Genomic DNA, 25,598 nt, shown 5'->3' with positions numbered 1-25,598 from the left:
CTCACCGGTGGCAGACGGCCTCGGCGAAGCCGCCGATGCGCTGGTGGAAGTAGACACTGATGATCTCCTCGTGGAGCGCCTCGCCGTCCAGGGTGGGGATCACGCTCTCCCGGCTTCCGGGCATGGGCTCGACAAGCCCCCGTTCGGCCAGCTCGGCGAAGACCTCGGCGAACGGCTCGTCACGGAAGAGCTCCACCCCGAACCGCCGCCTGAACCGCCCGGCGTCGATGGGCTGGTTCGCCTTGAACGCGAAGCCGAGCACCATGCCGATCGCCTCGTATCCCGCCAGCCGGCGCCCGGAGGCGAGCGGCAGGTCCGGGCCCTTCTTGAGCAGACGCGCGTAGCCGGAGATGTCGGCGATGTTGTGGGTCTGGACCACGGTGTCGTCGTCCCCGGTCAGCCATCCGTACGCGCCCGGACCGTACGCGATCATGGAGTCGTGGCGCTGCCACTTGTTGCGGGAGACGCGGGGGATGTTCCCGTCCGGGTAGACGCCGGGCCGGTTCCACCAGCCGCAGGGACTCGGGTGGTAGCCCCCGTCGAGCAGCAGCTCGACGATGGCCTCGCGCATCGCGTAGGTCGCGCCCAGGGTCGGGAAGAGGTGCTCGTCCCGGAGCCGGGTCCTGACGGCCTCGACGTTCCACAGCGCCCGGTTGCCGATGCCCATCTTGGCCCGGTCGGCGTTGCGCAGCCGGTAGATGGTGATGGTGGGGACGTCGAGGGCGATCAGACGCCGGATGTCGTCGGCGACCCTGGCGGTGGTCTGATGCGGCAGCCCGAACATCATGTCGACGTTGAACGGCCTTCCGGTGGCGCGCAGTTTGGCGATGGCCGTCAGCGACATGGCGGCGTCGTGGCCGCGCCCCGCGAACGCGTTGACCTCGCTCTGCAGGGACTGCACACCGACGCTGAACCGGTTGAAGCCGAGCGCGCAGGCCTCGGCCAGCTCGTCGTGCTGGAAGTTGTCGGGGTTGCCCTCGAGGGATATCTCGCAGTCGTCGGCGAGCGTGTACCGGGCGCGCATGTGGTCGGTCAGCCGCCGCAGTTGCTCCGTGCCGAGCAGTGAGGCGGTGCCGCCGCCGAGGTACACGGACTCGATCGAGGCGTGGGCGAGCCAGGGCGCGTGCGCGAGGCGGCGCTCCGACTCCTCGATCAGCAGATCGGTCCAGATCCGCGGCGCGGCCGCACCCTCAGGACCGTCCGCGACCTTGCGCTTGACGTAGTTGCAGAAGTGACAGATGTACGCGCACAGCGGCACATGGAAGTAGAGATGGGCGGGCCGGCCGGCTCCCGGATGGACCCGCAGCGCCTCGGTGACCTCCGAACGGTCCAGCTGCCGACCGTAGTTGGCCGTCACGTTGATGTTGTAGTCGTCCTGGCCGATCCGCAGCGCGGGGTTCTCCCGGAGCAGCCGCGCCAGTCCCGTACCGGGGCGCAGGGTGGTGGTGCCGGCCGAAGCAGCCGTCTTGCTCATCGCGACCTCGTCTCCTCAACCGGCTCCTTGACCGGAGCTGGGCATGGGCCCCCGCCCGGCCGGGGCCGGGCGTTCAGGGGCGGAACGGATGTCGAGCGAGCCTTTGTCGCCGGCGGGCCTTCCCGGCCCGCCCCTCAACGGGCCGGGAAGGGGTGCACCGCTTCGTCACCTGCCGGCAAAGGCGTGGGGTCAGATCTCGACCTCGATGACCGTGGCCTCGGTGATGTTGGTGCTCTCCACCAGCGTCTCGGCGGGCGCGGTGGCCGAGGCGGCGCCGACGGCGCTCAGGGTCACGCCCTCCTGCCCCGGCTCCAGGTGGATGCGGATGACTTTCTTCTCTTCCGGCATGACGGTCTTCCCTTCGGTGGAGGCGGCGACTCTCGCGCCGCCGTGGGACAGGGACCCGCTCACTTCGTCGGGAGCGGGAGTCGGGGGGAGCCCGGCGACCCGGCGGGACCCGGCCGCCGCGGCGTCAGGGTCAGGCGTACGTTGCGCTGCTTGCGGGCGCGCCAGTAGCGGCCGGCGCGCAGCGTGAACTCCTGGAGGTACTCGGTGGCGCCGCAGCCCCGCGGGTCGCCGGTGATGTTCCGGGCCAGCGGCGGGCAGCGGAACTGGCACCAGATGTCCTCCTGGGCCACCGGGCACGAGCCGCACACTGCGTGGTCGTCGAAGCGGATGTCACGGAACGCGTCGAAGCCGTTCTCCCAGATCTCGGCGAACGGCTTCCGGGCGGTGTTGCCGGCCTGGTAGAGCTGTCCCGACATGCAGTTGCTGCACGGGTAGACATCGCCGCGGCTGTTGACGTAGACCACCGAGCGGCCGCACTTCTCCTGGCCCACGGCGCGCTCCAGGCGCTGGCAGAACTGGATGGTGTCCACCCCGCGGATCTCGTCCGCCGCGCGCCGGGCGGGCCCGCTGGGCGCCTCGGCCGGCTCCTGCTCGGGCTCGGTGGAATACCGCTCCATGCACCTCTGGTAGACCTCGAAGACCTCGTCGACGTCCTCGGGGCGCAGCAGCATGCCGGGGTGGAGCAGCGCCCGGCCGACCGGGTGCGTCTCCAGCCACTGGGGCCTCGGATACCCGCGCGCGGCGCACCACTCGAAGATCTCCTCCGCGTCCTGGATGTTGTCGCGGTGGACGGAGATGGCGGTCCGGAAGACGTGGCCGTGCTTGCGCATCATCTCGAACGCGTGCTGGAGCTTGGGGAAGTCCATCCGGCCGCGCACGGTGCGCTCCGGGTCGGCGGTGTCGAAGCTGATGAAGAACGACTGGCCGGGCGGGATCGCGGCGAGCCGTTCCTCGGTGACCAGCAGACCGTTGGTGAAGATCTGGGTACTGAACGGCTTGCTGCGGGCGTGCCGGATGATCTCGACCGCGTCCCGGTGCGAGAAGATCTCACCACCCGTCAGAAAGACCTGCAGCACTCCCATGTCGGCGAATTCGTCAAGGAGTTGCTTGATGCGCTCGGTGGAGATCTCGTCCGGCCGCTTGAGCGCGGAGTCCGCGTAACAGTGCCGGCAGCGCAGATTGCAGAGGTTCGTCGTCTCCACGAAGGCAATGGCGGGCGCGGACAGATGGAACCGGTCCAGCGTCACCAGCGGATCGGTGATCGCGTGGGTCATCAACTCGCCGGCGCTCACCGCCCGGCCGGAGTTGTGCCGCTCGATCAACTCCCGTGCCGAGGAGGCGAGGAACTCGACATGCCCGTTCGGCAGCAGAGCGACGAGTCCGCCCTCGTTCACCTGGAAGGGAATCTTCTGCACGGGCCCTGCCTCTCCTGGTCACGGGATGGCGGAACAGAGAAGTCAACGAATGTTGAACTCATGACTCGATGAACTCTACGGACGACGAATACCGTTGGCAAGATGTGCCGCGCGCACCATCTGCCGCCGCGCTCACGGGTACCGGGGTGTCGTGACGCCGGAAGTCGTCGCTCTCTCCGGGCGATGGCACCGGAACGCCGTCGCCCCCATCCGCCGCGTCGGGAGGTGGTGCCGTGGTTGCCGCGGGCGGCGCGGTGGGCCGACGGGGCGCGGGGGATCGCGGCACCGGGTTGTGTGGATCCGCGGGAGCGGCGATGTGGATGATTCCGTGATCAACTGCCCCGGGATACATTCGCGGGCATGTCGGGAAAGTGGAATCGACGCAAACGCGGGGCCATCGGGAACGCGGACTCGTCGGCGATCGTTTCCCTCGTGGAGAGGCCGGTCATGAACATCCCCTTTTTGGACAAGTGGCGCAGGCGGCACCCCGCGGAGCAGAGCCATGTGCTCGCCGCGGCCTTCGAGGACGACCCGGAGGGCGTGGCCGATCTGCTCTCGGAGTGCGAGCTGCTGCGCTCCCAGGCATCGATGGCCGGGCTCGAACTGGACGACTCCCCGGCGTCATTGGCCGCCCTCGACCAGCTCCTGCCCCGCTGGCGCGACGACGCGGAAGCCCTCCCCTGGCTCGGCAACGACGCGGGTCTCTACCTCGGCACGGTCGTGGTCCGCACCGTCACCGGCGCCGCCTGGCACGTATGGCCCGGCGGCAGTCCGGTGGTGCGGCTCGCGTCCGGCCGTGAGGTCCCGGTCGTGGAGGCGGGCCTGGACTGGGCCGTGCAGGGCGTCCCCCAGCTGTCGCAGGTGTACGCGGAAGCCGCCGAGGCGTAGGGCCCGTACGGCGGATCGTGCCGACGTGCGCGGTCGGGCACGCCCGACCGCGGTGGTGCCCCGACGTACCGACCTCACGCCGGTTGTCGTAAATACGGCTAATGCCCGAAAAGTGCGTGTCGTGCGCTAAGTCACTTCTCGTCTGGATAGTTTGCGGCAACTGCGACACAGCTGAGAGTGAGTAGGGCTGGGGATGGCCGTCGATCCACTGATCGAACTGCATGACGTGAACAAGTACTACGGCGAGCTGCATGTCCTGCAGGACATCAACCTCACCGTCGCCAAGGGGGAGGTGGTCGTCGTCATCGGCCCTTCGGGGTCGGGCAAGTCGACCCTGTGCAGGGCGATCAACCGGCTGGAGACGATCGAGTCCGGGACGATCAAGCTCGACGGCCGCCCGCTGCCGGAGGAGGGCAAGGACCTCGCCAGGCTCCGCGCCGAAGTCGGCATGGTCTTCCAGTCCTTCAACCTCTTCGCCCACAAGACGGTGCTGCAGAACGTCACGCTGGCCCAGATGAAGGTGCGCGGACGCAAGAAGGAAGCCGCAGACAAGCGCTCGCGCGAACTCCTCGACCGGGTCGGCCTCGCCTCGCAGGCGCCGAAGTACCCGGCCCAGCTCTCCGGCGGACAGCAGCAGCGCGTGGCCATCGCCCGCGCCCTCGCCATGGACCCCAAGGCCCTCCTGTTCGACGAGCCGACCTCGGCCCTCGACCCGGAAATGATCAACGAGGTCCTGGAGGTCATGCAGCAACTCGCCCGCGACGGCATGACCATGATCGTCGTCACCCATGAGATGGGCTTCGCGCGCTCCGCCGCCAACCGCGTCGTGTTCATGTCCGACGGCCGCATCGTCGAGGACCGCACCCCCGAGGAGTTCTTCACCAACCCGCGCAGCGACCGCGCCAAGGACTTCCTCTCCAAGATCCTCAAGCACTGAGCGGGGGAGTGCGCCGCATGATCCGTACGACACGTGTGTGCCATGCCCTCGCGGCCCTCGCGGTGCTGACCGCCACCGCCTGCGGCAAGGAGGGCAGCCCCCCGACCAAGGGACCGGCCGCCGGAAAACTCCCCAACTACCAAGTGGCACAAGGCTTTCAGCTCCCCGACTCGGCCACCTGGAGGCGGGCGCACAAACGCGGCTACTTCACCGTCGGCGCCAAGGAGGACCAGCCCTACCTGGGCGAGAAGGACCCGGCGGGCGGCGGCTACTCCGGCTTCGACATCGAGATCGCCAAGATGATGTCGGCCTCGCTCGGCTTCGCCCCGAAGGCCGTCCACTTCAGGACGATCGCCTCCGCCAACCGCGAAACGGCCCTGCAGAACGGGCAGATCGACTACTACGTCGGCACCTACACCATCAACGACATGCGCAAGAAGCTCGTCGGGTTCGCCGGCCCCTACTACCTGGCGGGTCAGGGACTGCTCGTGCGCACCGACGAGCACGACATCACCGGACCCCAGGACCTCGCCGGCAAACGCGTCTGCTCGGCAGCCGGTTCGACCCCGTACCAGCGCATCAAGGCGGACTACCCGAAGGCGAACCTCGTCGCCTACGACACCTACTCGGTCTGCGTCGACAACCTGCTCACCTACCAGGTCGACGCCGTCACCACCGACGACGCGATCCTGATCGGCTACGCGGCGAAGGTGCCCGACGAACTCAAGGTCGTCGGCAAGCCCTTCTCCCAGGAGCCGTACGGCATCGGTGTCCCGCACGGCGACACCGCGCTGCGGTTCGCGCTCGACGACGCATTGGAGGCCCGCGAGAAGAACGGCGACTGGAAGAAGGCCTACGAGGCGACGCTCGGCCTGTCCGGCGTGCCCGCCCCCACCCCGCCCGCGATCGACCGCTACCCGGCGAGCTGAGCGAGGCCGACGTGAACGTACTGACAGACAACTTCTCCACCTTCGGCGACGGATTCCTCGGCACGGTCGAACTCACCGTGTACGCCTCACTGTTGGCGCTCGTGCTCGGATTTCTGATGGCGTCGTTCCGGGTCGCCCCGGTCGGCTCCCTGCGGGTCTTCGGCACGGCATGGGTGACGGTGCTGCGCAACACACCGCTCACCCTGCTGTTCTTCGCGGTGCTGCTCGGTCTTCCGCGCTTCGGACTCGTCCTGCCCTTCGAGGTGTTCGCCGTCCTGGCGCTCGGCTGCTACACCTCGGCCTTCATCTGCGAGGCACTGCGCTCCGGCATCAACACCGTGCCGAAGGGGCAGGGGGAGGCGGCCCGCAGCCTCGGGATGACCTTCAGCCAGACCCTGTCCGTGGTCGTCCTGCCGCAGGCCTTCCGCTCCGTGATCCCGCCGGTCGGCTCCACGCTCATCGCCCTCGCCAAGAACTCGGCGATCGCCGGGGCGTTCAGCGTCACCGAGCTGCTCGGCACCTACAAGACGCTCAGCGAGCTCGGTTACAACATCATCTGGACCTTCGTCTGGATCGCCGTCGGCTATCTGATCGTCACCCTCGCCATCAGCGCGATCTTCAATGTCCTCGAAAAGCGCTGGGGAGTCGCCCGATGACCGCCAGAGCCCTTGTGGCCAACGCCCTCTACGACTTTCCGGGGCCGAAGACCCGGCAACGGCACCGCTTCTACGGCCTGCTGTCCACCGCGCTGATCCTCGCCCTGATCGGCTGGGTCCTCTATCTCCTGTTCGACACCGACCAGTTCACCTACACCAAGTGGATGCCCTTCGAGTACAAGGGCATCCAGGAGCTGTTGCTGCGGGGCCTCGGCAACACGCTCAAGGCCTTCGGTATCGCCGCGGTCCTCTCGCTGGCACTGGGCGGCGTCCTGGCGGCCGGCCGTCTCTCGGACCACCGCCCGGTGCGCTGGCCGGCCACGCTGATCGTCGAGTTCTTCCGAGCCATGCCGGTACTGGTGATGATCTTCTTCGTCTTCGTGGCGCTGAAGGTGCAGCCGCTGCCCGCACTCGTCACGGGGCTCACGCTCTACAACGGCTCGGTGCTCGCCGAGGTCTTCCGCTCGGGGGTAAACTCCGTCGAACGCGGCCAGCGGGAGGCGGCGTTCGCGCTCGGCATGCGCAAGACCCAGGTCATGACGCACGTCCTCGGGCCGCAGGCCGTACGGGCCATGCTGCCCGCCATCATCAGCCAGTTGGTGGTGGCCCTCAAGGACACCTCACTCGGATTCCTGATCACCTACGAGGAGTTCCTCCACGCCGGGAAGCTGATCGCGTCGAACCTCGACTACGATTTGCCGTTCATCCCCGTGGTGATGGTGATCTCGCCGATCTACATCGGGATGTGCATGCTGCTCTCCTGGTTCGCCCAATGGGTGTCCAGGCGTGAGCAGCGCAGTCCCAAGACCGAGGCCGTGGACGTGGCACCGGCCGAACCAGGGACGCTGCTGCCGGGTGTGCAGTAGCTGAGAGGGCCAGGCCCGCCCGGCAGCAGCCGGAGATCACTGCTCGCGCAGGGGCACCGACACATACGAAGGGTCGTGCTCCGGTGAGGAGAAGGTCAGCTGCGCGCCGGACGGGTTGTGCTCGATGTAGAGCGGGTCGACCGTGTCGACGACCAGGGCGAGCCGATGCCCTGCCGGGACGTCGTAGGCCGTGGAGAACAGCTCCAGGTCGACGCCGAACGGCTTGCCGGGCGTCTGCCCGTGGAAGGTGTACGGCGCATGGCTGACCAGCTTGCCGAGGCCGAGCGGGCCCACGTCGTAGAGGTACGCGACGAGGGTGCCGCTCTCCTTGGTACCGGTGACCGTGGTGTGCAACTGGGCGGTACCGCGGACCTGTTGGGTGCTCGCGTATTTCTCCGACTGCCACACGGCCGCCCAGCGGCGCGGCAGTAGCGGGACCGACGCCATCGGGGGCAGCTGGGCCAGCTGGTCGAGAATGCTGGAGAGGAAGATGACCCCGCCGTCCGCGCCTGAGTCCACGTTCGTATGGATCGTGGTGGTGCCCGCCAGGGAGATCTTCTTGCGGGTGGCGGTGACCGACTTCCAGTCCGGATAGCCCTCGTAGCCGCCCGTGGAACGGGACTTGAGCTGCACCGGCTGCTCACGGTCGATGCCGTTGTCCTCGCCCTTGAGGTAGTGGTCGAACCAGCGCTCGGTGTCCGTCCACACGTCGTTGGGGAGCCCGAACAGACCGGTGATCTCGGCGGTGGCGTGGTCGCCGGGCCGGTACTCAAGTCGCTTCGGCCCGGTCAACTCCTCGTAGAACTTGACGCTTTGGTTGGGCGGGAAGATCGTGTCGCCCCAGCCGTTGGCCAGCATGATGGCCGCGTCGTTGGCGTTGATCTGGTCGATGTAGGTCTGGGGGGAACGTTTCTTCCCCCAGGCGATCAGCGCCGGTTCCGCGGCCAGGTTCGACGAGAAGAAGTCCTTGAACACCTGTTGGAGTTCGGCGCTGGGGTGGCCGGTGAGGGTGCCGGCGCCGTCCAGCAGCGCGCCGGCCTGGAAGTGCTGGGTGCGGCCCGAGTAGATCGAGTCGATGAGGTCCGCCCAGCCGCTGAGCGAGGCGACCGCCTTGATCCGCTTGTCGTGGGCGGCGGCGAGCAGGCTGATGCCGGCCCCGTACGACATGCCCGCCATGCCGACCTGCCGCTTGTTCGCGGGGGTGTTGGCGAGCGCCCAGTCGATGACCTTGGACGCGTCGGCCACATCGGGGGGGCCGGCGACTTCTATCTCCCCGCCGGACTGCCAGAAGCCGCGGACGTTGTAACTGACCACGACATAGCCGGAGTCGGCGAGTTTCCGGGCCTGGGCGAGGTACTCGACCTGGGGCAGGCTCCAGCTCGTGGGCAGCACGATGAGCGGATACGTCCGCGAGCCGTCGGCGTTCGCGGGCGTGACGACGTTGGCCTTGAGGACCGTGCCGCCGTCTCCGGCGATGTCGACGAAACGTACGGGGTTCGGCGCCGCCTGGGCGGCGGGGGCGAGCCCGAGGGCGGTGCCGGCGATCAGTGTCGCCGAAACGGCGCCCACCGCGGTGGTACGCAGGGCCTTGCGCGGGTGTCCCACGGGCCACTCCTCACTCGTGTCAGTGGAAAGTGACCCGACGGTAACCGCGGCTCCTTACCCGAAGTAACCCGTCGGTAAGTTACGCGGGAGTAACGATTGTTGAATGGTGATGAAACCTAGGAGGCGCGATGCGAGTTCCGGGTGGAAACGATGGGCGCCGGGGCCTGTGCCGTCCGGGTGACGTCCGCGACCAGTTCGACGACATCGGGGCCGTACGCCTGGGAGTTGACGACCTTCAGCAGCAGCACGAAGGGGTTGCCGCCGTACTTGCGGGCCAGCCGCTCGTGGTTGCGGGCGAGATACCGGGTCGCCGCCTGGTTGGTGATCGCACGCTGGCCGCAGAAGAGGAAGACGGGCCTCGCGCCGCGCCCGAGATCCGCGGTGAGCCGCGCGAGAATCACGTACTCGCCCCGGCCGGACTCCAGCCGGTAGCGCTCGCTGCCGATCTGGAAGGCGCCCCGGTCCGGGCCCGGTTCGGCGTCGGTGTTGACCTGTATGCCCGGCAGCAGCGAGTGGAGGTGCGCGGCCATCCGCCGGTTCGACGACGGGCCCCCGACGCAGAACTCGGTGCGCTCGCCGAATCCCTGCTGGGCCGCGTCGTGCGCGACGACCTGGGCGTGCGCGCCGCAGTCCTTGATCAGGGCCGAGAGCTCCAGGAGCGCGAACACGTCGTGGCGCATGACGGTGAGTTCGGGCCCGCCCGCCTCGCGGTTGACCACGAGCAGGGACTCGGAGTTGTCGGGCAGCCCGAAGAAGGCCTGTTTGCGGCGGAGTCTGCGCTTCCACAGGTAGGTGCGGGCGAGCCAGCCCAGGCAGGCGCTGATACCGGCGGCGACCACGCCGAGGACGATGTTGCGCACGTCGTCATTCATGGGCGCGCATGCTAGCGGTCGTACGGAACAGTGTTCGAGGGTCGGTCCTGACGTGGACCCGGCGAAGAAGTACGCTGCCCGGACTGCCGTTGTCTGGAGGTACGGATGCGTCGCCCTGTCGCACGGAATGTGGCGGTCCTGGCGGTCTCGGCCGCGATGGTGTCGGTCGGAGCGGCGGCGCCCCCGGCCTCCGCCGCGGACAAGACGCCGGTCGCCGTCGGTTACGGCGGCGCGGTGGCGAGCGTGGACGCGGACGCGTCCGCCGCCGGCATCGAGGTGCTGAAGAAGGGCGGCAACGCGGTCGACGCGGCGGTCGCCACGGCGGCGGCCCTGGGCGTCACCGAGCCCTACTCGTCGGGCGTCGGCGGAGGCGGCTACTTCGTCTACTACGACGCCAAGTCCCGTACGGTGCACACGATCGACGGCCGTGAGACGGCGCCACTCAGCGCCGGCTCCGACCTGTTCCTGGAGAACGGCAAACCGCTCGCCTTCGCCGACGCCGTCACCAGCGGACTGAGCGTGGGCACGCCCGGCACCCCGGCCACCTGGCAGACTGCGCTGGACAGCTGGGGCAGCAAGGGGCTCGGTTCCCTGCTGAAGCCCGCCGAGCGGATCGCCCGGGACGGCTTCACCGTCGACGGGACCTTCCGGTCGCAGACCGAGGCCAACCAGGCGCGCTTCAAGGACTTCCCGGCCACGGCCGAGCTGTTCCTCCCGGGCGGCGCACTGCCGGTGGTCGGCTCGACCTTCAAGAACCCCGACCTGGCGCGCACGTACGAGGAACTGGGCCGCAAGGGGGTCGACACCGTCTACGACGGCAAGCTCGGCCGGCAGATCGTCGACACCGTCAACAAGCCGCCCGTGGACCCGGCTTCGGGCCGCGTGGCCCGCCCCGGCAAGCTGTCCATGAAGGACCTGGCGGCGTACGAGGCGAAGAAGCAGGCGCCGACGCACACGTCGTACCGCGGACTCAAGGTCTACTCCATCGCGCCCTCCTCCTCCGGCGGCACCACGGTCGGCGAGGCGCTCAACATCCTGGAGCGGACCGACCTCTCCAAGGCGAGCGAGGCGCAGTATCTGCACCGCTACATCGAGGCCAGCCGGATCGCGTTCGCGGACCGGGGGCGCTGGGTCGGCGACCCCGCCTTCGAGGACGTACCCACGAAGGAACTGCTCTCGCAGCGGTACGCGGACTCGCGGGGATGCCTGATCAAAAACGACGCGGTGCTGACCAGCCCGCTGGCGCCGGGCGACCCGCGGCACCCGGCGGCGTGCTCCGCGTCCGGTACGGCGGCCCCGACGACGTACGAGGGTGAGAACACCACGCATCTGACCGTGGCCGACAAGTGGGGCAACGTCGTCTCGTACACGCTGACCATCGAGCAGACCGGTGGCAGCGGCATCACGGTTCCGGGGCGCGGCTTCATCCTCAACAACGAGCTGACGGACTTCTCCTTCGCGCCCGCCGGCCCGGCCGTGCACGACCCGAACCTCCCCGGCCCCGGCAAGCGTCCGCGCTCGTCCATCTCCCCGACGATCGTGCTCGACCGCCACAACCAGCCTGTCGTGGCCCTCGGTTCGCCCGGCGGCGCGACCATCATCACCACCGTGCTGCAGACCCTGACCGGCTTCCTCGACCGGGGACTCCCGCTCGTCGACGCGATCGCCGCGCCCCGCGCCAGCCAGCGCAACGCGGCGACGACCGAACTCGAACCCGGCCTGTACGACAGCGCGTTGCGCGCTCAACTGGAGTCGATCGGCCACGCCTTCAAGCTGAACCCGGAGATCGGCGCGGCCACGGGCGTGCAGCGGCTGCCGAACGGCAAGTGGCTCGCGGCGGCGGAGACGGTGCGCCGGGGCGGCGGGTCGGCGATGGTGGTGCGGCCGGCGTCGTAGCCGGGACGGACCGTTCTGCTCTTCGGGGCCCGGCCTGAGGCCGGGCCCCGGTGTCGTATCAGCGGGCCGTCAGGATGCGCGGGCCCGCGTCCGTGATCGCCACGGTGTGTTCCGCGTGGGCGGCGCGGGAGCCGTCGTCGGTGCACAGGGTCCAGCCGTCGGGAGCGGGGTGGAAGCCATCGGTGCCGCCGCCGATGAGCATGGGCTCGATGGCGATGACCATGCCGTGGCGCAGCGGGAGTCCGCGACCGGGCCGGCCCTCGTTCGGAACCCCCGGGTCCTCGTGCATCCGGCGGCCGATGCCGTGGCCGCCGAAGCCGTCCGGGATGCCGTACCCCTCGCCGCGGCACACCGAGCCGATGGCGTGCGCGATGTCGCCGATGCGGTTGCCGACGCGGGCAGCGGCGATGCCCGCGGCCAGCGCGCGCTCGGCCGTCTCGACGAGCCGGACGTCGGCGGGACGCGGCTCGCCCACGATGAAGCTGATCGCCGAGTCGCCGACCCAGCCGCCCAGTTCGGCACCGAAGTCGAGGGAGACCAGGTCGCCGTCGCGCAGCCGGTAGCCGGTCGGGATGCCGTGCACGATCGCGTCGTTCACGGACGCGCAGAGCACCGCCGGGAACGGGGTGGGGGCGAAGGAGGGCCGGTAGCCGAGGAACGGGGAGCTCGCGCCCGCGTCCCGCAGCACCTGGTGCGCCACCTCGTCCAGCTCCAGGAGGGAGACACCCACGGCCGCCGCCTCCCGTGCCGCGGTGAGCGCCCGGCCCACCACTTGTCCCGCCTCGTACATCGCGTCGATAGACGTATCCGTCTTCAGTTCCACCATGCCAATTACTATACCGGTCGGTCCCCTATTTTTATAACGGTCCCCGGGACTAGAATGGGCCCCATGGTGCGCACCCCTCTGACCCCCGAAGAGCGTGAACGCGGCGAGCGGCTCGGGCGGTTGCTGCGCGAGGCCCGTGGCCGTCGCAGCATGGCCGACGTCGCCGCGAGCGCCGGGCTCTCCGCCGAGACCCTCCGCAAGATCGAGACCGGCCGTGCTCCGACGCCCGCTTTCTTCACGGTCTCCGCGCTGGCGCGGGTGCTGGGGCTGTCCCTGGACGAGGTCGCCGGGCACTGTGTGCCGGCGGCGGTGTGAGGGGGCGTGTGAGACGTTGCGCACCGATGTGACGTGATCCGTGGGAGGGCACTGCGTCCGGCCTGAAAACTCCTCGTAGTCGTTCCGTAACACGGCTGGTGTTTTCTACCGAGCGGAGTACTCCAGTCTGGCGGGAGTTGGGCGATGGGTGTGGATCAACTCCCGGGACGGGTGCGGGAGTTCGCGACCTACCTGAACGGACTGCTGGCGCGCCTCGACCAGGGCGCCGGCTGGTGCGGGGTGTTCTGGCAGCGCGACCCCGACGGTATGCGGGCGTGTCTGGACGGCTGGGAAGTGCCGCCGTGGGACGTCGTGGAGGCGCTCCTCCAGGACCTGGAGGGCAGGTACGGCCCCAGGGCCGCGGCTCAGGAGACCGAGCGGGCGCGCACCCTGCACGCCGCCTCGCTCGCCGCGTTCGACGGCCGGCCCGGTGGCCTGGACGCTCTCGGCGACCGCCTCGACGTGATGCTCCGCGAACAGCGCTATGCCGCCGAACGCCAGGCCGAGCTCGGCCGCCTGCTGCACGAGGCCGGCTCCCAGGAGGAGGCCGATTCGGTCCGCCTCGACCTGGCCTGGGCGCGCGACGACCACGAACGCGCCACGGCACGCTGCGCGGAGATCCGCCGGCGGATGGCGGACCTCGACCGCCGCGCCCACGCGCGGGAGCCGGGCAACTTCCCGGCCGACGGCACCGGGGGTGCGGGCGCCCTTCAGCAGGACGGTCATGAGGCCCGGCCCGCGTCGGCCGGCCGGCATGCGGGCCCGTCCGCGTCCTCGGCCCGGCAGCCGGAGCCGTATGCATCTTCGGCCCGGCAGCCGGACCCGTACGCACCTTCGGATCGGCAGTCGGACCCGTCCGGTCCGGGCCCGTCCGCTGCTGCCGACCGGCAGGCGCACCCGCACGCTCATGCCGCCCGGGCGCCGGGTACCTCCGCCGGCCGGAGTCCCGCGTGGTCCGCTTTCGCGGAGCGTGCGCCGGCCGACGTCGACCACGCGTCCGGCCGGCCCGACGGGTACGGGACCGGGCGGCCCGACGACGGGTACGCGTCCGGCCGGCCCGACGACGGGTACGGGACCGGGCGGTCCGACGGGTACGAGACCGGGCGGTCCGACGGGTACGAGACCGGGCGGTCCGACGGGTACGAGACCGGGCGGCCCGGCGGTGACCACGCGTCCGGGCGGTCGGACGACGAGTACGGTGCCGGGCGGTCCGGCGGTGACCACGCGGGTGAGCGGCCCGACGACAGGTACGCCCCGGGGGCCGGCTACACCCCGGAGGCCGACGCCCCTCACAGAGAACCCGAAGCCGAGGCCGGCACCCCCGCGCCGGCACCCCCCGTGCCCAAGCAGCGCGCCAAGCGGCGCCCGCGCGGCAGTGCTCGCTTCGCCGGAATGATGGAGACGGAGGAGGAGGCGGCCCCGGCCGCCGCCCCTCCGACGGCGCCGCCCTCCGTGCCGGCCCAGGCCGCCAAGGGCCGCACACCGCGCGGGGCCCGGTTCGCGGGAGCCGCGGCGCAGCCGGCGCGTGCCGACGTGCCCCGCCGGGAACCTCTGGACGACACGGCACGGCAGGAGACGGTGGACACCGTCGAGGCACTGGTGCGGCTGCGCGCCGAGAGCCGTACCGGCGAGGCGCACGCGCTGCTCGTCGAGGCCGCGCACTGGCCCGCGGCCCGCTTCCCGCTGCTCGCCGCCCAGCTGCACCGCGCGGGCCTCGACGCCGACTGGGCGACCCTGCTGTGGGAGGCGGCCTCGCTGCCCGCCGACCGGCTGGTCGCCGCCGCGGACGCCCTCGTCGCGGCGGGCCGCACCGCCGACGGCAGCCAGATGCTGCGCCAGGGCGTCGCCCGGCCCGCCCCGGAGATAGGGGCCGCCGTCCAGGCCCTGGCCGCCGAGGGTCGCCATCGCGAGATCCGTGCGCTCCTCGACGCCTATGTCCGCGTCCGAACCCCCGAGGAGGCCGCGCGGAGCGTCGAGGCGAACCCGGCACACCTCGTCCCGCTCCTTCTCGAGGCCGCCCGGGGCGCCTCCGAGGAGCGGTACTGGGATCTCGTCCACGCCCTGCGGGTCGCAGGGTTCGCCACCTGAGCCGCTGCCGCGCAGACTGGCACTCACCCACAGGAGTGTGAAACAAGATCGACTCCGCGGGTTAACGACGATGGTCTTGGCAAGGCCGTCCCGGAGGCTTACTTTCGAGCCTCTACAGCCTTTGTCTACGGGCGTAGAGGCTCTGACGTCCCGTCGAAGGAGCAGCTCATGGCCAACGTCGTACGCGCCGCTCTGGTCCAGGCCACCTGGACCGGCGACACCGCATCCATGGTCGCCAAGCACGAGGAGTTCGCCCGCGAGGCGGCCCGGCAGGGCGCGCGGGTCATCGGTTTCCAGGAAGTCTTCAACGCTCCCTATTTCTGCCAGGTCCAGGAGCCCGAGCACTACCGCTGGGCCGAGCCCGTCCCGGACGGCCCGACCGTCCGCCGGATGCAGGACCTTGCCCGCGAGACCGGCATGGTGATCGTCGTCCCCGTCTTCGAGGTCGAGCAGTCCGGCTTCTACTACAACACCGCGGCCGTGATCGACGCCGACGGCACCTTCCTCGGCAAGTACCGCAAGCACCACATCCCGCAGGTCAAGGGTTTCTGGGAGAAGTACTACTTCAAACCGGGCAACCTCGGCTGGCCCGTCTTCGACACCGCGGTCGGCAAGGTCGGCGTCTACATCTGCTACGACCGGCACTTCCCGGAGGGCTGGCGCCAGCTGGGCCTGAACGGCGCCCAGCTCGTCTACAACCCGTCCGCCACCTCCCGGGGCCTGTCCGCCCACCTCTGGCAGCTGGAACAGCCCGCGGCGGCCGTCGCCAACGAGTACTTCATCGCGGCGATCAACCGGGTCGGCGAGGAGGAGTACGGGGACAACGACTTCTACGGAACGTCGTACTTCGTCGACCCGCGCGGGCAGTTCGTGGGGGAGACCGCGAGCGACAAGGGCGAAGAACTCGTCGTCCGGGACCTGGACTTCGACCTGATCGAAGAGGTACGGCAGCAGTGGGCGTTCTACCGTGACCGGCGCCCGGACGCCTACGAAGGGCTGGTGCAGCCGTGAGTGACCTGTACGCGCGCCACCAGGCGGTGCTGCCCGACTGGCTCGCGCTCTACTACGCCGACCCCCTGGAGATCACGCACGGCGAGGGCCGCCACGTCTGGGACGCGGACGGCAACAAATACCTCGACTTCTTCGGCGGCATCCTGACGACGATGACGGCACACGCCCTGCCCGAGGTGACCAAGGCGGTCAGTGAGCAGGCCGGGCGGATCATCCACTCCTCGACGCTCTATCTCAACCGGCCGATGGTCGAACTCGCCGAGCGCATCGCCCACTTGTCCGGCATCCCGGACGCGCGGGTCTTCTTCACCACCTCGGGCACGGAGGCCAACGACGCGGCGCTGCTGCTGGCGACCGCGTACCGGCAGAGCAACCAGATCCTGGCGATGCGCAACAGCTACCACGGACGCTCGTTCAGCGCCGTCGGCATCACCGGCAACAAGGGCTGGTCGCCGACCTCGCTCTCGCCCCTCCAGACGCTGTACGTGCACGGCGGCGTCCGCACCCGCGGACCCTACGCGGCGCTGAGCGACGCCGAGTTCATCGCGGCCTGCGTCGCCGACCTGGAGGACCTGCTCGGGCATGTCAGGGCTCCCGCTGCCCTGATCGCCGAGCCGATCCAGGGCGTCGGCGGCTTCACGGCACCGCCCGACGGCCTGTACGCGGCCTTCCGCGAGGTGCTGCAGAAGCACGGCATCCTCTGGATCGCCGACGAGGTGCAGACCGGCTGGGGACGGACGGGCGAGCACTTCTGGGGCTGGCAGGCGCACGCCGCGTCGGGGCCGCCCGACATGCTCACCTTCGCCAAGGGCATCGGCAACGGCATGTCCATCGGGGGAGTCGTCGCCCGCGCCGACCTCATGAACTGCCTGGACGCCAACAGCATTTCGACGTTCGGCGGCTCGCCGGTCACGATGGCGGCGGGACTCGCGAACCTCGCCTACCTCCTCGAACACGACCTCCAGGGCAACGCCCGGCGGGTCGGCGGTCTGCTCATCGAGCGGCTGCGGGCGGTCACCGCTCAGCTGCCGGAGGTACGGGAGGTGCGTGGCCGGGGACTCATGATCGGCATCGAGCTGGTCAAGCCCGGCACGGACGAGGCCAACCCGGACGCCGCCGCCGCGGTGCTCGAAGCGGCGCGCCAGGAAGGGCTGTTGATCGGCAAGGGCGGCGGACACAACACCAGCGTGCTGCGGATCGCGCCGCCGCTCTCGCTCACCGTCGGCGAGGCCGAGGAAGGCGCGGCGATCCTCGACCGCGCGCTCAGGGCCTGTGGCTGAGACCCGGCCGCCGGCCCCTGGCGTACCCGTAGGACCTGAGCAAGGGCGAGTGAGCCGAAGGGGCGCGCCGGTGTCGAGAGGTTGAGCACGGTCGACCTCTCACCACCGGCTCAGGCCCCGGAGGCGAACCGAGCCACAGAAATAGGGGAACGTCGTCATGGCCACCGCTTTGGAACCCGCCCTCTCCGTCCGCCAGGTCCTTCACCTGGACCGGGTGCTCGCCGGAGAGCCCGAGGTGGTGGCCGGCGCCGGCCATCTCGACCGGCCGGTGCGCTGGGTGCACGTCGCCGAGGCGGCCGACGTCGGGGTGATGCTCACCGGCGGCGAGATGGTGCTCACCACGGGCGTGCTGCTCGCCGGTGACCTGGAGGCGCAGGCCGAGTACATCCGCTCGCTGCACCGCGCCGAGGCCGCGGCCGTGGTCCTCGGACTCGGCCGGGCCTTTCCCGCGCCGCCGGACGTGATGCGCCGGGTGGCCGAGCGCTGCGGTCTGCCCATGGTGGTCCTCCACCGGCCGTTCCCCTTCGCCGAGTTGACGGAGGAGGTCCAGTCCCGGCTGGTACGGCAGAAGTTCGCGGCCGTGAGCCTGTCGGAGTCGGTGCGGACGGCACTGACCGGGCTCATCACCGCCGGCGCCCCCTTGCAGCGGATGCTCGACGAGATCGCCGGGCACGCCGCCTGTCCCGTGGTCGTCACCAACCTGGCCCACCGGGTGCTCGCGACCGCGGGGGAGCGCTCGGCGGTCGACGACGTGCTGCGCGACTGGGAGCGCATCGCGCGGCAGGCCGGCGGCAGCGAGGGCGACGGATGGATCCGTGCGGAGCTGGGCGGACGCGGGGAGCGCTGGGGCCGCATCGTGCTGTGCGGGTACCGCGGTGACGGCGCCACGGGGCGGCTGCTCGCCGACCGGGCCGCCGAAGCCCTGGTGCTGCACCGCATGCTCGGCGGCGCCGCGCACTCCTGGGAGGAACAGTCCGCGCAGAGCCTGCTGACGGACCTGGTGAGCGGCGTCGTACCCGCCAGGCAGCTGCTGCCGAGGGCGCGGGCCGCCGGACTTCCCGTCAACCGGCGGACTTTCGTGCCGCTGGTCGTGCGGGATGGTGATCCGGCTCAACTCGACCGGGTGCTGCGGCTGTTGGGGCTGTCCGGACTCGTTGCCGAGCTGGCCGGCGGGATCACCGCCGTACTGCTGAGCCTCGCCCGGGACCAGGACGCTGAGGCGCTCACGACGCACTTCGCCACCCGGCTGCGTACCGAATCGGACGGCTGCCGGACCGTCGTCGCCACCGCCGGTCCGCGGACCGTGTGGGACGACGTGGCCGCCGGACTGCGCGAGGCCCGGCATGTCGCCGACGCCGTCGCCGAGCACCCGGCCGAGCCGGACCTTCCGGTGGTCGTACGCCTGCGGGACGTACATCTGCGGGGTCTGGTACGGCTGTTGCGGGACGATCCGCGCGTGCAGTCCTTCGCCGAGCGGGAGTTGGACGGGCTGCTGTGCGGGGCGGACGCCGAGCAGGAGCTGCTGCCGGTGCTGCGAACCTATCTCGCTACCGGCCGCAACAAGTCGCGGACCGCACAGCTGCACCACGTCAGCAGACCCGCGCTGTACCGCCGGCTGGAGGCCATAGAGGCCCGCCTCGGAGTCGACCTCGACGACTTCGAGCAGGCCGCGTCCGTGCACATCGCGCTCCTCGCGCACGACGCCCAGCAGCGGTGAGAGATGTCAGCACGTGAGAAGGCGGTAGGAGACATGGGCCGACCCCGGAGTGACAGCGTGCAACGCCGGACGCCCGCAGGCGTGACACGGTGCACCTCAAAGCCGCCCCTAGGGCTTCCTAAGCTCGCCGGACACCGAGCGACCGGAGGTCCCGATGAGCAGAGTGATCCGCGCCGCCGTCTTCCAGACTGCCTGGACCGGCGACAAGGAGTCGATGATCCAGGTCCACGAGCAGGCGGTCCGCGACGCGGCCGCGCAGGGCGCCCAAGTCCTGTGCTTCCAGGAGCTGTTCTACGGGCCCTACTTCTGCCAGGTCCAGGACAAGGCGTTCTACGAGTACGCCGAGCAGATCCCCGAGGGCCCGATCGTCCGGCGCTTCCAGGCGCTGGCCGAGGAGTTCAGCATCGTCCTCGTACTGCCGATGTACGAGGAGGAGCAGCCCGGCGTCCTCTACAACACCGCGGCCGTGATCGACGCCGACGGCTCGTACCTCGGCAAGTACCGCAAGACGCACATCCCGCAGGTCGAGGGCTTCTGGGAGAAGTTCTACTTCCGTCCGGGCAACAGCGGCTGGCCCGTCTTCGACACCGCGGTCGGCAAGGTCGGCGTCTACATCTGCTACGACCGGCACTTCCCGGAGGGCTGGCGTGCGCTGGGACTCGCGGGCGCCGAGATCGTCTTCAACCCGTCGGCCACCTCGCGCGGTCTGTCCGGCTACCTCTGGCAGCTGGAGCAGCCGGCGGCCGCGGTCGCCAACGAGTACTTCGTGGGCGCGATCAACCGGGTGGGTGTCGAGGAGTACGGGGACAACGACTTCTACGGGACCTCGTACTTCGTGGACCCGGAGGCGCAGTTCGCCGGCGAGGTGGCGAGCGACAAGGAGAGCGAACTCGTCGTCCGCGACCTGGACATGGCCAAGCTCCGCGAGGTCCGCGACCGCTGGCAGTTCTACCGCGACCGGGCCCCGGGCGCGTACGGGCCGCTGACCGCCCCCTGAGGCGCGTGCACGTGGGCCCGGCCGACGGGGGCCGGGCCCGTGGCATCGGCTTCCCTGCCTGGAAACAGCGTTGACCCCGGCGACCAACAGCAGCGGGATCGCCTCAGTGCACGCGGGCCCACCGGATTCGGCGCACGCGAGCGAACCGGAAGGAGAGGGAACATGAGCCGTACCGTCATCCGCGGTGGCCTCGTCATCACCGCGTCCGACGAGATCCACGCCGACGTCCTGATCGAGGACGGCCGGATCGCCGCGCTCGCGGCGTCGGGCACTGCGGCCGCCGAAGCATGGACGGCGGAGCGGACGATCGACGCCACCGGAAAGTACGTGATTCCGGGCGGTGTCGACGCCCACACGCACATGGAGCTGCCGTTCGGCGGCACGTTCGCCTCCGACACCTTCGAGACCGGCACCCGGGCCGCGGCCTGGGGCGGCACCACCACCATCATCGACTTCGCGGTGCAGAGCGTCGGCCGTTCGCTGCGCGAAGGCCTCGACGCCTGGAACGCCAAGGCCGACGGCCAGTGCGCCATCGACTACGGCTTCCACATGATCGTCTCCGATGTGAACCAGGAGACGCTCAAGGAGATGGACCTGCTGGTCGAGGAGGGCGTCACCTCCTTCAAGCAGTTCATGGCCTACCCGGGCGTCTTCTACAGCGACGACGGCCAGATCCTGCGCGCCATGCAGCGCTCCGCCGAGAACGGCGGGCTGATCATGATGCACGCCGAGAACGGCATCGCGATCGACGTGCTGGTCGAGCAGGCGCTGGCCCGCGGTGAGACCGACCCGCGCTATCACGGGGAGGTCAGGAAGGCCCTGCTGGAGGCCGAGGCCACCCACCGTGCCATCAAGCTCGCGCAGGTCGCGGGCGCTCCGCTGTACGTCGTGCACGTGTCGGCGACGCAGGCGGTCGCCGAGCTGGCGCGGGCGCGCGACGAGGGCCTGAACGTGTTCGGGGAGACCTGTCCGCAGTACCTGTTCCTGTCCACGGACAACCTCGCGGAGCCGGACTTCGAGGGCGCGAAGTACGTGTGCTCCACCCCGCTGCGACCGAAGGAGCACCAGGCCGCGCTCTGGCGCGGACTGCGCACGAACGACCTCCAGGTCGTCTCCACCGACCACTGCCCCTTCTGTTTCGTCGGCCAGAAGGACCTGGGCCGCGGCGACTTCTCGAAGATCCCCAACGGCCTGCCGGGCGTCGAGAACCGGATGGACCTGCTGCACCAGGCCGTCGTCGACGGACACCTCACGCGCCGCCGCTGGATCGAGATCGCCTGCGCGTCCCCGGCCCGGATGTTCGGCCTGTACCCGAAGAAGGGCACCATCGCGCCGGGCGCGGACGCGGACGTCGTCATCTACGACCCGCACGCCGAGCAGATCCTGTCGGTGGAGACCCACCACATGAACGTCGACTACTCGGCGTACGAGGGCAAGCGCGTCACCGGCCGGGTCGAGACGGTGCTCTCGCGCGGCGAACTCGTCATCTCCGAGCGGGAGTTCACCGGGCGCGCGGGTCACGGCGTCTACACCCCCCGCTCCACCTGTCAGTACCTGAACTAGGAGTGGCGCACATGGACTTCGGACTCGTCCTGCAGACCGACCCGCCGGCCTCCCGCGTCATCAGCCTGATGAAGCGGGCCGAACGCAACGGCTTCACCCACGGCTGGACCTTCGACTCGGCCGTGCTGTGGCAGGAACCCTTCGTCATCTACAGCCAGATCCTCGCCAACACCGAGAAGCTGACGATCGGCCCGATGGTCACCAACCCGGGCACCCGCACCTGGGAGGTCACCGCCTCCACCTTCGCCACGCTCAACGACATGTACGGCAACCGCACGGTGTGCGGCATCGGGCGCGGTGACTCGGCGATGCGGGTCGCCGGACGCAAGCCCAACACCCTCGCCCGGATCAGCGAGGCGATGAAGGTCATCCGTGCCCTCGGCCGCGGTGACGAGGCCGACCTCGGCGGCACGGTCATCAGGATCCCCTGGATCAAGCCCGGCGCCGAACTCCCCGTGTGGATGGCCGCGTACGGCCCCAAGGCGCTCAAGATGACCGGCGAGGAGGCCGACGGCTTCATCCTCCAGCTCTCCGATCTCTATCTCACCGAGTACATGGTCAAGGCCGTGAAGGACGCGGCGGCCGGGGCCGGCCGCGATCCCTCCGAGGTCAAGATCTGCGTCGCCGCACCGGCCTACGTCACCGAGGACGACTCGCCCGAGGCACTCGCCCACGCCCGCGAGCAGTGCCGCTGGTTCGGCGGCATGGTCGGCAACCACGTGGCCGACCTCGTCTCCAAGTACGGCGCCCACTCCGCCGCCGTACCCGACGAACTCACCGACTACATCAAGGCCCGCCAGGGCTACGACTACGCGCACCACGGACGCAGCGGCAACCCCGACACCGCGTTCGTGCCCGACGAGATCGTCGACCGGTTCTGTCTGATCGGCCCGGTCGAGCGGCACGTCGAGAAGCTGAACGCGCTGCGCGAGCTGGGCGTCGACCAGTTCGCGCTCTACGACATGCACGACGCACAGGAAGCCGTCATCGACGCCTACGGGACGAAAGTCATCCCGGCCGTCAACGGCAGGCAGTAGAAGGGCGGTTGAGGTCCGGGCCGCCGGTCCGGGCCGCCGCTTTCCCGATCGCCGGGTCCGATCGCCGGTGTCCGGTCACCGGTGTCCGACGGGCCGTCGAGGCCCCCTCCCCGTTCTCCCCTTCCCGCCGTTCCGGGAAGGGGCCCAGGGTGCTCCCGCGCACTCCCCACCCGCACCCGCACGGCCTTTCCCGACACTCCTCACTTGATTGGCCTGCCCATGACCGAGACCGTCCCCGCCGACAGCCCACCGCCCACCCCTCAAGTCACCCTCGCCGACGGCCGGGTGGAGATCGCGCCGGGCGCACCCCGGCCGACCGGTCCGTACGCCAACGAGGACCTGCTGCCGGTCCCGGTCGAGAAGCGCACCTGGACCACGTACAACTTCTCCGCGCTGTGGGTCGGCATGGCCCACAACACCGCTTCCTGGACCCTGGCCTCCGGTCTGATAGCCGTCGGCATGGACTGGAAGCAGGCCGTCTTCACCATCGCCCTGGCCAACCTGATCGTGCTGGTCCCGATGCTGCTCACCGGGCACGCCGGACCCAAGTACGGCATACCCTTCCCGGTCTTCGCCCGCGCCTCCTTCGGCGTCCGCGGCGCCAACCTGCCCGCTGTCGTACGCGCGTTGGTGGCCTGCGGCTGGTTCGGCATCCAGACCTGGATCGGCGGCGAGGCCATCTATTTCCTCGCCGGGAAGCTCATCGGCGACAGCTGGGCCAACGCCTCGCAGGTCGGCGGATACGCATGGACGATGTGGCTGTCCTTCGCGATCTTCTGGGTGATCCAGGTCGCCATCATCTACCGCGGCATGGAGACGATCCGCCGCTTCGAGAACTGGGCCGCGCCCTTCGTGCTCGTCGGCGCGGGCGTGATGCTGTGGTGGATGAGCAGCAAGGCCGGCGGCTTCGGCCCGCTGCTGAACCAGCCTTCCAAGCTCGGCTGGGGCCCGGAGTTCTGGAAGCTGTTCGCGCCCGCCCTCATGGGCATGATCGGCTTCTGGTCCACACTGTCGCTGAACATCCCGGACTTCACCCGGTACGGCAGGAGCCAGCGCGCCCAGACCTGGGGCCAGGCGCTCGGTCTGCCCACGACCATGACGCTCTTCGCTTTCCTCTCCGTCATGGTCACCTCGGGCTCCCAGGAGGTGTACGGCGAGGCGGTCTGGGACCCGGTCCAGCTGGCCGCCAAGACCGACAACGTCTTCGGGCTCCTCTACGCCCTGGTCACCGTGCTGGTCGCGACCCTGTCGGTGAACGTCGCGGCCAACCTGGTCTCCCCGGCCTTCGACTTCTCCAACATCGCGCCCAGGAAGATCAGTTTCCGCAGCGGAGCACTCGTCACCTGTGTGCTCGGCGTGCTGATCTTCCCCTGGCGGCTCTACTCCGACCCACAGGGTTACATCTTCACCTGGCTCGGCCTCGTCGGCGGTCTGCTCGGCACGGTCGCCGGCATCCTCATCGCCGACTACTGGATCCTGCGCCGTACCCGGCTCGATCTCGCCGACCTGTACCGCGCGGGCGGCCGCTACTGGTACGACGGCGGCTGGAACTGGCGGGCCGTCGTCGCGTTCGTCACCGGCGGTGTCCTGGCCATCGGCGGCGCGGACTTCCATCCGCTGATCGACGGGCGGCCGATCCCGGCCCTGGAGTCGCTGGCCGACTACGGCTGGGCGGTCGGCCTCGGCACCTCGATGGTGCTGTACGTCGTGCTGATGGCGCTGCGGGGCAAGGAGCGCGCCGCGGTCTGACGCGGGGGCCCGCTCGCTGCGCTCTGCACGGTGCTTCGGAGAACGCTCAGGTCTTCTGGGCGTTCTCCAGCGCGGCCACCGCTTCCTTGGCGGCCTTGATCGCGCCCTTGTTGATCACGTCCGTGCTGGGCGCCTTCCCCGTCTCGAAATCACTGCCGTTGTACGTGATGGTCACCAGCGCGTTGGAGACGCGGGCCAGCACCACGCCCTCGCGCAGCTGCTGCTTGTCCACGGTGGTGAGATTCACGACGGAGTAGCCCGCGTCGCCGAGCCCGGGGACCGAGCCCCCGCCGCTCTTCTCCTTCGCGCGCTGCTGATAGGTGGTTTCGGCGTCCTGGTCCGTCTTCTTCACTTCGTACGAAATGTCGAGCCAGCGGTAGTCGAAGCCCTTCAGCGCGTTCCAGGAGCAGGTACGGCGCACGGACTTGTCCGTCGAGGGGATCTCCCGCCCGGCCGTCTTGGCGCCCGGGACGAGCGACTTGACCGTCGACACGCTCACGCTCCCGCACGGCGCGGGCGACGCGGTGTACGTCCTGGCCGCCGCCGAAGTCGGGGGAGCGGACGCGTTGTTGCCGTCGGGCTCCTGCGCCGACTTGTGCTCGGCGGTCGGAGTCGCGGCGAACGGACCGGACGTCAGGGCCCAGCCCGCCGAGGCGAGCACGGCGACCGGCAGCAGGCGCGCGGTGAGGGCGAGCGGCAGAGGAAGGGAACGCACAACGCACTTCTCGTGTCGTGGGGGACGGTGCGGAAGGAGTCCGCACTGCGGACGGGACGCCAGTGTCACATGACTGCCTGTGAGGCGAAAGGGCGAACACGTTCCGTGCCTGTGCGGTGACTGCGCTGACTGTCGGCGGACGGCGGTCCGGGGGGCGGTCACGAGCCGAAGGGGGCCTCGAGGCGGGCACCCGCGATCCGTCTCGTAAGGGCGCAGCCTGTTCACTCAATCCTTCGGGGAGTTCCCACACGCAGAAGAGATTTCGCCGGTAAGCGTCCGGACCCTCCCATCGGATGACGGACCAGATGGCCTTCTGCGGCCAGTTGAGTTCGCCGCTGCGGCTGCGAGCTCCCGAGAAGCGGAGTTCGGTGACCGAGGCCGGATGCATTCGGAACGACCCCCTCCTGCGCGGCA

General features: G+C 70.0%; 22 protein-coding genes. 15 read left to right on the top strand and 7 right to left on the bottom strand.

Annotated elements, in window-relative coordinates; translation table 11 throughout:
• Window position 1: 1 nt before the first annotated feature.
• From ACFVYF_RS19150 to ACFVYF_RS19140, 3 genes are all read right to left on the bottom strand, one after another.
• Window positions 2–1,474 (bottom strand): coproporphyrinogen-III oxidase family protein, encoded by a 1,473-nt coding sequence (locus tag ACFVYF_RS19150; RefSeq protein WP_389456717.1) that lies wholly within the window; start codon window positions 1,472–1,474, stop codon window positions 2–4.
• A gap of 189 nt (window positions 1,475–1,663) precedes the next feature.
• Window positions 1,664–1,822, bottom strand: a complete 159-nt coding sequence (locus ACFVYF_RS19145) for a hypothetical protein (protein ID WP_385162235.1) — start codon at window positions 1,820–1,822, stop codon at window positions 1,664–1,666.
• Between the two features lie 59 nt (window positions 1,823–1,881).
• On the bottom strand, window positions 1,882–3,237 hold the full coding sequence (locus tag ACFVYF_RS19140) for a radical SAM/SPASM domain-containing protein (protein ID WP_389456715.1): 1,356 nt from the start codon (window positions 3,235–3,237) through the stop codon (window positions 1,882–1,884).
• A 447-nt stretch (window positions 3,238–3,684) separates the two neighbouring features.
• Here ACFVYF_RS19140 and ACFVYF_RS19135 point away from each other — a divergent pair, with 447 nt between their 5' ends.
• The 5 genes from ACFVYF_RS19135 (at window position 3,685) to ACFVYF_RS19115 (ending at window position 7,513) form a co-directional block, all read left to right on the top strand.
• Window positions 3,685–4,125, top strand: a complete 441-nt coding sequence (locus ACFVYF_RS19135; protein ID WP_389456713.1) for a DUF6278 family protein — start codon at window positions 3,685–3,687, stop codon at window positions 4,123–4,125.
• A 193-nt stretch (window positions 4,126–4,318) separates the two neighbouring features.
• Entirely contained in the window at window positions 4,319–5,062 is a 744-nt protein-coding gene (locus ACFVYF_RS19130) for an amino acid ABC transporter ATP-binding protein (RefSeq protein ID WP_389456711.1), read from the top strand.
• 17 nt (window positions 5,063–5,079) lie between these two features.
• Window positions 5,080–5,991 (top strand): glutamate ABC transporter substrate-binding protein, encoded by a 912-nt coding sequence (locus ACFVYF_RS19125; protein ID WP_389456709.1) that lies wholly within the window; start codon window positions 5,080–5,082, stop codon window positions 5,989–5,991.
• Window positions 5,992–6,002: 11 nt separating this feature from the next.
• A complete protein-coding gene (locus tag ACFVYF_RS19120; protein WP_389456707.1) occupies window positions 6,003–6,647 on the top strand; it encodes an amino acid ABC transporter permease in 645 nt (214 codons plus the stop codon).
• On the top strand, window positions 6,644–7,513 hold the full coding sequence (locus tag ACFVYF_RS19115; protein WP_389456705.1) for an amino acid ABC transporter permease: 870 nt from the start codon (window positions 6,644–6,646) through the stop codon (window positions 7,511–7,513). The genes ACFVYF_RS19120 and ACFVYF_RS19115 overlap by 4 nt, the downstream gene beginning before the upstream one ends.
• 36 nt (window positions 7,514–7,549) lie before the next feature.
• Here the strand turns inward: ACFVYF_RS19115 and ACFVYF_RS19110 are convergent, their stop codons facing one another.
• Together ACFVYF_RS19110 and ACFVYF_RS19105 are read right to left on the bottom strand one after the other, a co-directional pair.
• Entirely contained in the window at window positions 7,550–9,118 is a 1,569-nt protein-coding gene (locus ACFVYF_RS19110; RefSeq protein ID WP_389456703.1) for an alpha/beta fold hydrolase, read from the bottom strand.
• Window positions 9,119–9,234: 116 nt separating this feature from the next.
• On the bottom strand, window positions 9,235–9,990 hold the full coding sequence (locus ACFVYF_RS19105) for a hypothetical protein (RefSeq protein ID WP_389456701.1): 756 nt from the start codon (window positions 9,988–9,990) through the stop codon (window positions 9,235–9,237).
• A gap of 105 nt (window positions 9,991–10,095) precedes the next feature.
• Here ACFVYF_RS19105 and ggt point away from each other — a divergent pair, with 105 nt between their 5' ends.
• Window positions 10,096–11,886, top strand: a complete 1,791-nt coding sequence (gene ggt, locus ACFVYF_RS19100) for a gamma-glutamyltransferase (protein WP_389456699.1) — start codon at window positions 10,096–10,098, stop codon at window positions 11,884–11,886.
• A gap of 58 nt (window positions 11,887–11,944) precedes the next feature.
• Here the strand turns inward: ggt and map are convergent, their stop codons facing one another.
• Window positions 11,945–12,712 carry a type I methionyl aminopeptidase gene (gene map, locus ACFVYF_RS19095; RefSeq protein WP_389456698.1) on the bottom strand — a complete coding sequence of 256 codons (768 nt, stop codon included), beginning with the start codon at window positions 12,710–12,712 and terminating at the stop codon, window positions 11,945–11,947.
• A 63-nt stretch (window positions 12,713–12,775) separates the two neighbouring features.
• On the opposite strand from map, the gene ACFVYF_RS19090 reads away from it, so the two are divergent.
• The 9 genes from ACFVYF_RS19090 to ACFVYF_RS19050 all read left to right on the top strand — a co-directional run bounded on the left by ACFVYF_RS19090 (window position 12,776) and on the right by ACFVYF_RS19050 (window position 24,469).
• A complete protein-coding gene (locus tag ACFVYF_RS19090) occupies window positions 12,776–13,027 on the top strand; it encodes a helix-turn-helix domain-containing protein (protein WP_389456697.1) in 252 nt (83 codons plus the stop codon).
• Window positions 13,028–13,171: 144 nt separating this feature from the next.
• Complete coding sequence (locus ACFVYF_RS19085) at window positions 13,172–15,115, top strand: hypothetical protein (RefSeq protein WP_389456695.1); 1,944 nt, start codon at window positions 13,172–13,174, stop codon at window positions 15,113–15,115.
• Between the two features lie 168 nt (window positions 15,116–15,283).
• The gene (locus ACFVYF_RS19080; RefSeq protein ID WP_389456693.1) at window positions 15,284–16,126 is read left to right on the top strand and encodes a nitrilase-related carbon-nitrogen hydrolase; all 843 of its coding nucleotides are present in this window, start codon (window positions 15,284–15,286) and stop codon (window positions 16,124–16,126) included.
• Window positions 16,123–17,406, top strand: coding sequence for an aspartate aminotransferase family protein (locus tag ACFVYF_RS19075; protein WP_389456691.1), 1,284 nt, complete (start codon window positions 16,123–16,125; stop codon window positions 17,404–17,406). Before ACFVYF_RS19080 ends, ACFVYF_RS19075 begins: the two co-directional genes overlap by 4 nt.
• Window positions 17,407–17,563: 157 nt before the next feature.
• The gene (locus tag ACFVYF_RS19070; protein WP_389456690.1) at window positions 17,564–19,123 is read left to right on the top strand and encodes a PucR family transcriptional regulator; all 1,560 of its coding nucleotides are present in this window, start codon (window positions 17,564–17,566) and stop codon (window positions 19,121–19,123) included.
• 154 nt (window positions 19,124–19,277) lie between these two features.
• Window positions 19,278–20,120, top strand: a complete 843-nt coding sequence (locus tag ACFVYF_RS19065; protein WP_389456688.1) for a nitrilase-related carbon-nitrogen hydrolase — start codon at window positions 19,278–19,280, stop codon at window positions 20,118–20,120.
• A 162-nt stretch (window positions 20,121–20,282) separates the two neighbouring features.
• Window positions 20,283–21,683, top strand: a complete 1,401-nt coding sequence (gene hydA / locus ACFVYF_RS19060; RefSeq protein WP_389456686.1) for a dihydropyrimidinase — start codon at window positions 20,283–20,285, stop codon at window positions 21,681–21,683.
• Window positions 21,684–21,694: 11 nt separating this feature from the next.
• On the top strand, window positions 21,695–22,720 hold the full coding sequence (locus ACFVYF_RS19055) for a TIGR03842 family LLM class F420-dependent oxidoreductase (protein ID WP_389456684.1): 1,026 nt from the start codon (window positions 21,695–21,697) through the stop codon (window positions 22,718–22,720).
• Window positions 22,721–22,939: 219 nt separating this feature from the next.
• Complete coding sequence (locus tag ACFVYF_RS19050) at window positions 22,940–24,469, top strand: NCS1 family nucleobase:cation symporter-1 (protein ID WP_389456683.1); 1,530 nt, start codon at window positions 22,940–22,942, stop codon at window positions 24,467–24,469.
• Between the two features lie 46 nt (window positions 24,470–24,515).
• On the opposite strand, the gene ACFVYF_RS19045 is transcribed toward ACFVYF_RS19050, so the two are convergent.
• The gene (locus ACFVYF_RS19045) at window positions 24,516–25,184 is read right to left on the bottom strand and encodes a hypothetical protein (protein ID WP_389456681.1); all 669 of its coding nucleotides are present in this window, start codon (window positions 25,182–25,184) and stop codon (window positions 24,516–24,518) included.
• Window positions 25,185–25,598: the final 414 nt, after the last annotated feature.

Origin of the sequence: Streptomyces sp. NPDC058274 (genome assembly GCF_042881375.1) — a bacterium.
Lineage (GTDB): Bacteria > Actinomycetota > Actinomycetes > Streptomycetales > Streptomycetaceae > Streptomyces.
This window is presented reverse-complemented; position numbering and strand designations above follow the sequence as displayed.